Annotated in this window: 4 protein-coding genes; all 4 read right to left on the minus strand. The window is 44.9% G+C overall.

The features are described 5' to 3' along the window. Positions 1 to 183: 183 nt before the first annotated feature. Positions 184 to 1,812 carry an MBL fold metallo-hydrolase gene (locus tag BMZ24_RS19145; RefSeq protein ID WP_092194704.1) on the minus strand — a complete coding sequence of 543 codons (1,629 nt, stop codon included), beginning with the start codon at positions 1,810 to 1,812 and terminating at the stop codon, positions 184 to 186. Positions 1,813 to 1,950: 138 nt separating this feature from the next. Continuing rightward, on the minus strand, positions 1,951 to 2,988 hold the full coding sequence (locus BMZ24_RS19150) for a hypothetical protein (protein WP_143077972.1): 1,038 nt from the start codon (positions 2,986 to 2,988) through the stop codon (positions 1,951 to 1,953). A gap of 37 nt (positions 2,989 to 3,025) precedes the next feature. Then, on the minus strand, positions 3,026 to 6,427 hold the full coding sequence (locus BMZ24_RS19155; RefSeq protein ID WP_092194709.1) for a type I restriction endonuclease subunit R: 3,402 nt from the start codon (positions 6,425 to 6,427) through the stop codon (positions 3,026 to 3,028). Positions 6,428 to 6,453: 26 nt separating this feature from the next. Beyond that, a complete protein-coding gene (locus tag BMZ24_RS19940; protein WP_341864734.1) occupies positions 6,454 to 7,215 on the minus strand; it encodes a protein NO VEIN domain-containing protein in 762 nt (253 codons plus the stop codon). Positions 7,216 to 7,364 lie beyond the last annotated feature (149 nt).

A 7,364-nucleotide genomic window follows, 5' to 3' on the forward strand; every position in this document is an offset into this window, starting at 1 on the left:
TTCACTGCATTACTGGTTATTCGAAATACGTTATTTCCGAGTAAATTTCAATTTATTTCAGTATATTGTCATATTTTCAGGGTCGACTAATTATTGAAAAAAAATGTGTGAAACAATGCGCATCTGTATGTAAAAAAATCAAAATTACATGTCAGATGCGCATTTATTTTGTTGATTATAAATTTAATGAAAACTGTGTTGCTTTATAATATCAAGTTGTTCGTTGCTGAGTGGCATATTGTATTCTGATAGTAAGCTAATTATATCTTGACTGAGCCTATTTTCACATGGATCAAATGCGTTTTTATCAAGATCAAACCATTCAGAATTTCTTCCAGGGATAATAACTTTGTCGATACTTCGTTCGCTCTCTGCTGGGACATATGTCTCAATTTTGTTTTTTAACTGATTCAAGTTGTGGAGGGAGCCGTGGTTTAAAAACACGGTAGCATGCTTGGGCGCATACTTTGGAGTTCCGGCAACAGAAAAGATGTATTGTAGAATTCCAGCTTGGTCTGCATGCCCCGAGTAATAATGGGACATGTCGACTATTTCTGCTTTAATCGAATCGATCTGAACTCCAAGTATTTCCCGTGCGGTTGGTTTCTCATTTCTTGAAATCATCGCTAGTTTCGCTCCATTTGAATTTTCCGACATATAACCTGTCAAAATGATTTTGCTTCGTTTAGGAAGGCAATTCTTTAAGTGTTGGGTTATCGGCCCACCCTCGCACATTCCTGAACTGTCAACGATGATGTTGAAATTATTATAGTCAAATGTTTGAGGCGAGAAGAATAGGTTCAATTTTCCGCGCAGTTGTCTAGCGTATAATTCTCGGAGAAATTGGTCAGACTTGTCGTCATCACAATTTAAAACATCACTGACGTTTTTGCTTCGCCACAAATGCTCGTTTGATTTAATTTTCTGCGGTGTACAAAGCATTTGTGAAAAAACATGACATGCTTGGGTAGCGCTTTTTGATCCAATAGAAACGTTAATATTCTGTGAAAATTCACCAAATTTTGCAATAATCGCGATATCGAATAATATATCTTGAATTCTTTGTACGGAAAATGCGGGGATAATAAGAGGTGAGTTGTCTTCGATTGATTGGCTTATGTGCTTTGATAACTCACTAATTCTTGTGTTAAAACTCAATTTTTCATGATCACGGCAAATAGAGCCATAGGTGCTTTCGACGCACAAGTAATCTGGATAGGCGAACGGAACCTGACACTTTCCAAGAATATTGTGGAATTTTTCTTTTTGAAAGTTTGGCCCGAGATCACCACTCATCACAATTTGTTTATTAGTTACAGTGTTTCCATTTGTTCGCCATTGAATTGTAACACCGGTTGATCCTAAGATGTGCCCTGTAGACGGGAAGCCGATGAGAAGTTCTGGGTTAATATTTTTAAGCATCTTGGATAAACCGAAGTCTTCCCTGGAGTCTACGCAAGACCATTTAATTGATGCGATGTCGGCATCACTATATATGTTAGTCAGCTTGGATGTATCATACAGAGAGATGAGAGAGAGTGCTTTCGTTGGACTTGTGCAGTAGACTTTGCCTTCGAATCCTTCTTTATAAAGTTTGGGAATGAGACCACAATGATCTATATGTGCATGTGTTAATAAAATAAAGTTAATTTCTTTGGGGTTAAAATCAAATTTCTCACAGTGTTGATTTTGGTCAACACCCTGGTTCATGCCACAATCCACAAGAAATTTGCAATTACCACGTGGATAATCAAAAAGCGTACACGATCCAGTTACTGAGCCGCCATGGCCACCTTGAAATCTCATTTTCATAAATTCCTACTCCGTTTGGAAAAAATGTTGTCGTCATCGATGACAATCATCAGATGACGGCAAGCACTATTCATGGGGCTGTGTCCCGGGGAGTGTCTTTGGCTAGAAAAAAATGGAATGAAGGGCGATGTTGGGAGATTAGGCGAGACTGGCGGAGGATGTTTGGTCCATCATTTTTGGCTGATTTTGTTGCTGTAAAGAGTGATGATTATACCACATGTCATAGCGAGAAAAAAAGTCGGCAATTTCTTGGTCGGACTTGAATATTTCAGTCTTTTTAATCCAAATAAGTAATCTGTTTAAAATTTTAGACGTATAAATATAAATATTTATATCAGATTTAATTTTTTTAAATTCGATTGATTCTTTATTCAATATTTTCTCAAATACATCTAGTACAGATTTGTTTTCTGGATCATAAATTTTAACATGCGATCTTAATCTGTTGATAAATCTTTTTTTATCTGCATACTCAATTTCATTGTTGCACAGGATGTGTGATAATTCATTAATTGAAAGAATGTTGAATCTTTTCATTAGTCTGTCAGTGAGAAGTCTGTATGGAGGTGCTAATATGTCGTTTTCGACACGTGGAATAATGAATTTAAATTTCGATTCGTTCTTTAATGAAAATTCATTTAGGTCGACATCTAAAGATGATAAGAAGTATAGTATAATATCAAATCTTAATAAATTCAAAGATGCATGTAACTCATAATTAAAATGATCGAATGAGTTATAAATTGCATTAATTGGTTCTATGTTGGTATACTTGTCTAGGATGCTGATGAACTTGTCTCTTTCTATTTTGATTCCTCCGTGTGATATGATGTCCATTGTAAAGGCATAGTTTAAATTTACCATCTCGAAAAATATTCTTTGAGAATTACAGACACTTTCATTTGTAAGATTTTGAAAGCCCTTAGGCTGCCATTTTGAATCTATATCTAAGTTTTTGAACAAAGAAATTATTTTTTCAATAGATTCATCATCTAATATATCTGTATTAGAAAGTGTCGATCTTATTGTATTTAAAGATTTTTGTGTTGGTTTAGATTTTTTATTAAGATAGTTTTCTATTGTTTTACGAGAAATACCTAGTGTCTTCTCATTGAAAAAAGAAGGGAATTTGGTTTTTGAATCGTCGATGAGTAAGTGGATTGGTATTAACAACATTTACTTATTGTTTTTTATTATAGTATCAAATCTTGTCTTAAGCAGCCATTACTGGTCCGCGCACACTTTGCTGGTAAACAAAGCTGTAAAGATTATTGGCCAGAACGTTAGTTTCTTCCTCAGTGAATGGAGGGCGAGGAAGTGACATGTAGAGGTTGTCCAGTATGAACATCTTTACATCTGCCTGTGTTGCTACGTTTTTAGTCCAAGTAGGCATCGAGGCTAGGTGTACCTTGAGCGACGCCAGCAATCCCTTGCTGGCTTGCTTGAGTTTTTCCCGGTCGACCTTGGTGATGTTCTCTTTGAGTAACAGATCGAAGAAAGTGAGTTCTTCCTCGGAGAGCCCCTCTCTAACATGCCGTTGGAGTTCATCGTCCATCCCAGCGACCAGATTGACAACTTTTGCGAAAGTCTCTTCCACAGTCGCACGATCTTTCTCGCGGTTATAATCAGCCACGATCATCTGATATTGCTTATAGTAGTCCATGCGCGTTGGGTTGCGAGCCAGCATCTGAGCCAGTTTTTGCTCAACCAATTCTCGGATAGCCTGCAAGGCCGAGTGCTTGCGTTTAACCTTCTTGGCGAATTCATCTCGTAGCTTTTCGAAATCAATCTGGCTTAGGTCCACAGTCAGCCCGTCAGCTTGATCATCCCCGGGCGCCTGGGTACGGATGGCGTCGTTGACGATCTTGTAGATTTCTTTCAGCACCTCCGTCACGTCGGCGGTGTCGCGCCGTTCGTTGAGCTTCTTGTAGATTGCTTCGATATTGTCGTGGCGAATGTAGTAAGGACGGATGGACGGTTCCAAAATAAGCGTCTTCATCCGTGAGAAAACCGCCCGCGCCATGATCTCATAACGGCGTTTGGCCTCGTCCGTCGTGTAAAGTGCATCTACGGCATCGCGTAGGGCTGCAATGCGAGCGAAGCCGGTTGAACCAGTCAGGCGATTGGGTTCAAAGCCGAGGTCGCGCAAATGTTTCTCCGCCGCTTCAATGGCTTCGACCAGCGCGGGCACATATTCTTCCAGCGGGATGGCCGGGTCCGTTTCGCCGCCTTCTCCTCCTTCGCCAAGCGCATAGTCCGCCAGAGCCGCACGCAGGCTTTTGAGCATGCCGTTGTAGTCCACAATGACGCCACTATCCTTGCCTGGATAAATTCGATTTGCTCTGGCGATAGCCTGCATGAGCGTGTGTGCCTTGAGGGGTTTGTCGATGTAGAGCGTTTGTAGGCATTCGACATCGAAGCCAGTTAGCCACATTGCGCAGACTATCGCGATGCGGAAGGGGTGCTGGTCGTTCTTGAATGCGTCTTCTATGTTAACCCGCTTACCGTCTGGCGTCTCAAAGCCGTTTTTGATCACCATCCTGTGCGGAATGATGTCGAAGCCCCATTTGGCGAAATCGCGCACTTCATTCTGGGCCTCGCTGATGATGATCTCTATGATCGTGTTTTGCATCCACCCCGTTTGTCCCCGAAGTTTCTCCAAAGCCTTGGTTAAAGTCTCCCTTTGATCTGTATCCGTTGTAGTGGCGAGTTCGCATTCTTTGGCCTGGATCAATGCCTGCAAGTTTGTCAGCCGTGCATTCCAGCGCGGCTTGATGCGCTGGAACATACGAGCGCATGTGATTTTGTCGATACAGACGAGCAAGGATTTGCCGCACTCCCAGCGAGTGGAGCAATGGTTGACGAAATCGACCGCCAATTTATCAAGCCGGTCGTCGGCGGTGATAACTTCGTAATCTTGGCCCAGAAGTTTATCCAGAAGCGCCTCTTGGTCAGCGTCTAATCCTGCTTGTTCGATCTTTTCCGCAATACGGTCGTTCAGATCGAGCCGGGCAATGCCGAGCTTTTCGCCCCGGTTCTCATAGATGAGTTTCACGGTACTCTGGTCTTCTTCGGAGCGCTTAAAGTCGTAGCGAGAGATGTAGCCGCCAAAGATGCGTTTGGTCAGGTGGTCATACTTAAAAAGCGGGGTGCCGGTGAAGCCGATGAAAGAGGCGTTGGGCAAGGCCAAGCGCATATTACGGGCGAATTTACCCGATTGGGTGCGGTGCGCCTCATCTGAGATGACGATGATGTCGTCTCGCTCGCTGTAAGGTTCCTTTTCGTCAACCGGTTGGTTGAACTTGTGGATCAACGTGAAGACGAAGCTGTGGTTCTGCTCCAAGGCTGTCTTCAAATCCTTCCCCGAGTTTGCGCGTGGTGTCGTATTTGGGTCCACCATGCCGCAACCGACGAACGTCCGCCAAATCTGGTCATCCAAATCCTCTCGATCAGTCATGATGACGAAGGTGAAGTTACCGGGCACATGGCGACGAACTTTTTCCGTGAACATTACCATCGAGTAGGACTTGCCGCTACCTTGCGTGTGCCAGAAGACACCGAGTCGTCCGAGGTCGGGATGCGCCCGTTCGATGAGTGCGGGTAACTCAGAACGCTCGCGTGCCTTACGTTGTTGTGTGGCTATCAGCTTGGGTGTTTCGGACTCTGTAGACTCGATTTCTATTGATACCCGGTGTCGCAAGCGCAGTTCGAGCGGAAATTCTTCTTTCAATAGTTCCTGACTCTTTACTGAGGATATGGCGTTGTTTACGCCGAGAACTTGATGGTTTCTGGCCACGATCTTTCGGGTGCCGCCAGGCCGACTGTCGTCAAACAGAATGAAGTTTTCCACCAAGTCCAGCAGGCGTTCTTTTGCCAACATTCCGTTCAGCAGCACCTCAGCCTCAACGCTACCACGTTCCTTTTCATCGTTTCGCTTCCATTCGACAAAGTGCTCCCATTTGCTCGTAATTGAGCCGTAACGGGCGCGGTCGCCATTGCTCACGATAAGAAAGGCATTGTGGTGGAACGCATGGTTAATGCTCGTCTCGCTGAGGTAATCTGTCAGATTATTGTCGTAACCAGCGCGCATGTTCAGATACACCGCTTTCAGTTCAATGAAGACTAGCGGCAGCCCGTTGACAAAACACACAAGATCGGCACGACGGTTATAGTGAGGCACGCGCAGGCCTTGAATTTTTAATTCCCGCACTGCTAGGAATCGGTTGTTCGCCGGATTAAGGAAATCAATGACGCGGGCGCGAGCATGCCGGACTTGCCCACCAGCGTCGCGCCATTCAACTGGGACGCCGGTACGGATGAAGGTATGATATTCCTTGTTGTGCTGTATAAGTGAGCGGGTGAAGTCCACCCGCGTTAGCTTTTCTACAGCCTGTTCGTAGACTGAATCGGGCAAGTCGGGATTGAGACGTTGGACGGCAGCACGAAGATCGCGGATGAGCACGACTTCCCGCTCATTGGCACGGCCAAGAGTACCGGACGGGCCGAAGGTTTCCGCATTGTGCGCGAAGATGCTTTCCCATCCGAGAACATCATGGAGATGATTGGCGAATGTCGCCTGCACCAATCGGTCTTCACTGTGGATATCGGTAATCATATTTGTGTTGATTGAGGTTTTGTATCTTAGTCTTTCGAATCAGCCCCTGCTAGTTCAACAATAAACTCAAACCGCTTGGTAGCCGTGGCTCGATCCAGATCGACCTCAATGATTGTTGCCTTGGCCGCTTCCTCGGCAGCCATCGGGTTATTGAGTATCGAGACGTAAAATTGATTATCATCTGCCTCGAAGAAGCGATATAGGTAATATTGATCACCATATTTGCGCGCCGCTTTGAGTTCGTTGCCTTTTAATTCGATTTTGGCGGAAGAAGATCCTCGACCCTTCACCTCGATGAAACGCAGAGGCTTGACCCGGTCTCGTGTTTCTGGGTTCCGATAAGATTCCCGATCTTCCTCCGAGTCAAAACTCACTAGGTCGAATCCTGGTGCATCCAGTCCCGTGATGTGCCCCACACCCAGCGCAAACCTTTTTGGGGTGACTTCTTCTTCGAAAGCTTCAGCTATTCTTTCACATCGCTCGCCGTCCACGATGGTTAGTGTTCCATTGTGCTTGGCAGGGGACTTTTGCACTTTTCGAACTACGACAGGTCGGCGTTTCGGGCCCGCTTGCGGAATATGCGGGATAGGCGTTACTCCGGGAGGTTTCGTGTCTTTCTCGCCATTGTCAGTTTGGGACTGTTCGTTCGGAGAAGCCATCTGTTCCACTGCCGGATTCTCGGATACATTGGGGTTCGGCGCGATTGGCGGAAAAATTGGACCTGAATACGCTGGTTGAGGCTTCGCTTCGGCTGTTTCAATCTCATTCTGGAAATCATCCCCGCACATCCGCTTGAGCAATTTTGATCGGTTCTTCGGTTCGCAGAAAAGTATTTTAGCGAATGACCTGCCGGGAAACTTCGGACCACTCAATTCTTGAGAGTTTCCCCACGGTTCAGGTTTTTCCCATACTGCCGACAGAAATGTTCTGGCGTCAT

This window comes from Desulfomicrobium norvegicum (genome assembly GCF_900114595.1).
Lineage (GTDB): Bacteria > Desulfobacterota > Desulfovibrionia > Desulfovibrionales > Desulfomicrobiaceae > Desulfomicrobium > Desulfomicrobium macestii.

Coding starts and splice junctions, on each gene's coding strand:
- BMZ24_RS19145 (WP_092194704.1), bottom strand. CDS start 1,812: ATGAAAATGAGATTTCAAGGTGGCCATGGCGGCTCAGTAACTGGATCG.
- BMZ24_RS19150 (WP_143077972.1), bottom strand. CDS start 2,988: ATGTTGTTAATACCAATCCACTTACTCATCGACGATTCAAAAACCAAA.
- BMZ24_RS19155 (WP_092194709.1), bottom strand. CDS start 6,427: ATGATTACCGATATCCACAGTGAAGACCGATTGGTGCAGGCGACATTC.
- BMZ24_RS19940 (WP_341864734.1), bottom strand. CDS start 7,215: ATGTGCGGGGATGATTTCCAGAATGAGATTGAAACAGCCGAAGCGAAG.